This is a genomic window from Bacillus sp. P4_D3, assembly GCF_056401855.1.
The window spans coordinates 1-3,970 of record NZ_JBFUIN010000294.1; the positions used below are offsets into that span (position 1 = coordinate 1).

Below are 3,970 nucleotides of genomic sequence, written 5' to 3' on the forward strand. Positions count from 1 at the left end.
TCATCACCCTTTTCAATCTTTTTTATCTACTTTCAACTTCAACAGATACGACATGATCGATTTCTTTTAGAGAACTATATAACTCAGTTGTATATAAATCTTCTGGAGCTAAAATTACCATTTCTAATTGCTGAGATGCTCCATTATCAATATCTTTAATTTTCACTCGCTTCACTTGCATATTTAAATTTTTAATTTGCTTAAAAATCCCGTCTAACTCTCGATGCTCATTTACAGTAATTTTGATAGACAAGTCCTTTTGTCTCAATGAATATGGGCCTGCAATTTTCACAAGGTGAGGAAGTACATTGATTGCTAATATAATTAAAACCATAGCAACCGTCGCTTGTATATAAAATCCTGCTCCAATCGCAATACCTAAAGCTGAAGCAGCCCACACCATTGAAGCTGTCGTTAATCCAGAAATAACGTCATTACTTCTTCGTAAAATTACCCCCGCTCCAAGAAAACCAATACCACTAACAATTTGGGCAGCTAATCGCATTGGATCCATATTCGTATGACCCGGTACAGAATATACATTTACAGATTCAATTGAAACCATTGTAATTAAACAACTTGCTACAGAAATAACCATACTTGTTTTCACACCAAGCGGTTTATTCTTTAGCTGCCTATCTATCCCGATGAATAATCCTAAAAAGAGTGCTAAACCTAATTTGAATAAAAATTCATATGACATATTTCATTCTCCTTACTTTACAATGTTTTCCTTTGAATAATACACTATAACTCTTTTATGATATCAATTCCAGTCTTTTCTATTCATTTAACGACAAAAGCCGAAAAAACATTTTTCACAATGTTTCCCCGGCTTTTTCTATAGCTTTTTTATTACGATTAAGGTCATTCTTTATTTTTGTTCTTTAGTCTTAATCTGTGCATCTTTGTAAAATGCTAATTTACTGTCATTATACTCTTTTGTGTGTTTGTTAAATTGTTCTTTCGCCTTTTGCGCTTCCACATTTAACTCATTAACAGTTTTAACTTTTTCACCAATTTCTTTTAACTTCGTTTCTTTTACTTTTAATTTTTCATACAGCTCTTTTTCATTCGCTAACGCCTTCGTGTAATCCTCATTCATTTTTTGGAATGCAGCATAACGGTTTTTATACGACTCTTCTACTGCTTTAGCTTGTTTTTGTAATTTCTTATCTTCAAGCTTCTCTATATTGCTTTGAACTGATTTCGTCTCCTTCTGAGCTTTCTCTAACAGTTCTTTCTCGTTTTTCAATACTTTCTCACGCTCATTTACATTTGCAGTAGCTTCCTCTATCTTCTTCGTGACTGCTTCATTATGTTCTTTACCTTCTTGTAAAATTTGAGAATATAGTTCTTGCCCTTGCTTTTCTAATTGCTCTAACTTTTTCGTATCATCAGCTAACGATTTTTCTTGTGTCGCTGCTGTTTCAAAAGCCGTATATAAATTTTCTTCTGGTTTTTCACCGAAACAACCTGATAATAATCCTACTGATAATGCTCCAACTACTGCTACTTTTCCATACTTCAACTTCAATTCCTCCAATTACATACGGTTATCGTGCCAGAAATTCACTGGGAGGTGATTCTCTTCATGGTATGCCTCAAATTCATAACCTTTTTCTTTTAGACCCTTTAAAATTGCTGGCACAGCAGCAACTGATTGCGGGTGAATGTCGTGCATTAAAATGACTTCTTGCGGTTTTGTTGCACCAGCTAATACATTTTGAGCGATTTGCGCTGCCGCTGCATCCACTGGTACTTTATTGTATTTCCAGTCTAAAGAGTCAATTGTCCAGTCCCACACTTTTAAACCATCCTCAACTACTTTATTTCGGAGACCTTCATTTAAACCAGGCATCGATCCGTATGGAGGACGTGTTAATTTAGGGGCTTTCCCAATAATATTTGCGATTAAGCCTTGATCTTCTTTCATTTCATTAACATACTCGCCATTTTTATATAACTTCGCAAAATTGTGTGTCATACTTTTCTTTCCTGTCCATTAAAACGACTTGGTGCCGTTTTATTCATTTCAACTTTCGGTTGTTCACTTGCAAGCTGTATTACATTTTCTTGTTTCGCAACAGCTTTTGCTGGTGAAGTAATAGATTGAAACATGAAATACCCAATAGCTACTGCTGCAATCGCTATTAAAACGACTACYACTCGTTTAATATTAAAAGCTTTTTCCATTCTATCGATTCCCTCTCCCTATTAATCTTATATATAAATCACCCAATATAATTATACATCTATTTATTCTTATTACACTATATAAACTTTATATAAATTATAGTGGGAGTTTTATCAAAATTGTTGTTCCTGCCTCAACAAACTCTTTATTCTTTTCATACCAATTCTTGATTGCACTATGTACAACTTTCAAGAAGATTTGTTTTAACCTGTTTGATCTTCCATCAATTCAATTCGCTTTCAATTTGTAATGAGATGAATCTATTTTCTCTACTTTAGGAGTTAATTACCAATTATTCTCCTCTAGTATATCGTACAATTACACCTTTTGTTTATATAAATTTAAATGATTTGAATGTAGACTTGAAAAACCTAGTAGCTTTTCTACTAAAAAAACAAATAAAGCAATCCATTTCCATAAAAAAAGATTGGCTGAGGCCAACCTTTTTTTATACTTATTCATTTCGAGTTGGTTTTGGTGTAACACCTAAATGCTCATTTAACTTATTCGAAATATCTTTCACATTTTTTTCGTTTGGAATGTAATAATAAATACCACCAATACGTTTATCCGTTCCTTCTATTTGCATCTTTTCCATTTGCAGGTCAGATCCAGCCATATTTTTCGTAATAGCAAGCATATCATCAAACGTTAAGTTTGTTTTCATATTTTTATCAACTGCATCAAGTAGAGAGCCCATTTTACTAATAGATTGAACAGACATTGCTTTTTTCGCAATTGCTTCAATTACAAGTTGTTGTCTTTGACCACGCATTGCATCACTGTCAATTTTACGCGTTCTCGCAAGTGCAAGTGCTTGTTCTCCATTTAAATGTTGGTAACCTTTTTCTAAATGGATCATACCTGCTTGGTCTTTACTATCTTGTTCTGTGAAAGTAACCGGTACATCAATATCAATACCACCAATTGAATCTACAATTTGTACAAATGACTCAAAGTTAAACTTCACATAATAATCAACTGGAACATTTAAAAATCTTTCCACTGTATCTCTTGTACTTTCAACCCCACCAAATACGTGTGCGTGTGTAATTTTATCTAATTTTTTTCTAGATGGAATATAAACACGTGAATCACGTGGAATACTTACTAATTTAACTGACTTATCATCTTTATTAATTGTCGCTAATAAAAGTGCATCTGTCCGAACTGCTTCGCCGTATTGGCTTTTTCTCATTTCACTTCCATCTACACCCATGATTAATATTGAAATGTTATCCTTTAAAGGTTCAACTTCTTTATCACGCTTTGATGACTTATCAATTTTTGCATACGCATCACTTACAACAGCTTTTGCTTTGTTATATATAAACGATCCATATCCTACTCCTCCAAAAATAAGTAGGAAAAATGGAATTAAAATGAACCATTTTAATGACTTTCTTTTAGAACGTTTTTTATTACTTCTCGTGTTTTGTTCTAATTCAGAGCTCATACCCATTCGCCTCTCTTTCTCTTTCCCTAGTATAATGTAAGTCTATTAATCTTCATATTGAATTTCCTTTCAATTACCTTACAATTTTGTAAGGTTACTTCATGAATCCAACATGTATTCCATTTCACATTATACTCTTGTGCTTATTTTTGGCAAGTCACTATTTATCAACTTAAAAAACCAAAAACTTCGGAACATTCAGATTTACAGAATTATCATTCTGTTATTTGAGGTAGTAAGATTTTCACCTCACAATTTAGTAGGAATAAAGAGTCAAGTTTGTGCCGTAAAATTTTGATTGGTGATGACTAATAATC

The 3,970-nt window shown here is 32.9% G+C and carries 3 protein-coding genes and 1 pseudogene; all 4 read right to left on the reverse strand.

Annotated features, from left to right (window positions below):
• Positions 1–22 precede the first annotated feature (22 nt).
• The 4 genes and pseudogenes from AC1DTM_RS19640 to AC1DTM_RS19655 all read right to left on the reverse strand — a co-directional run bounded on the left by AC1DTM_RS19640 (position 23) and on the right by AC1DTM_RS19655 (position 3,653).
• Positions 23–703: an MgtC/SapB family protein gene (locus tag AC1DTM_RS19640; RefSeq protein WP_002200827.1), complete on the reverse strand. Its 681-nt coding sequence runs from the start codon at positions 701–703 to the stop codon at positions 23–25.
• Between the two features lie 171 nt (positions 704–874).
• Positions 875–1,531: a YkyA family protein gene (locus tag AC1DTM_RS19645; RefSeq protein WP_002202330.1), complete on the reverse strand. Its 657-nt coding sequence runs from the start codon at positions 1,529–1,531 to the stop codon at positions 875–877.
• Between the two features lie 15 nt (positions 1,532–1,546).
• Positions 1,547–2,196: pseudogene (locus AC1DTM_RS19650) on the reverse strand (polysaccharide deacetylase family protein).
• 455 nt (positions 2,197–2,651) lie between these two features.
• On the reverse strand, positions 2,652–3,653 hold the full coding sequence (locus tag AC1DTM_RS19655) for an LCP family protein (RefSeq protein WP_016104579.1): 1,002 nt from the start codon (positions 3,651–3,653) through the stop codon (positions 2,652–2,654).
• Positions 3,654–3,970: the final 317 nt, after the last annotated feature.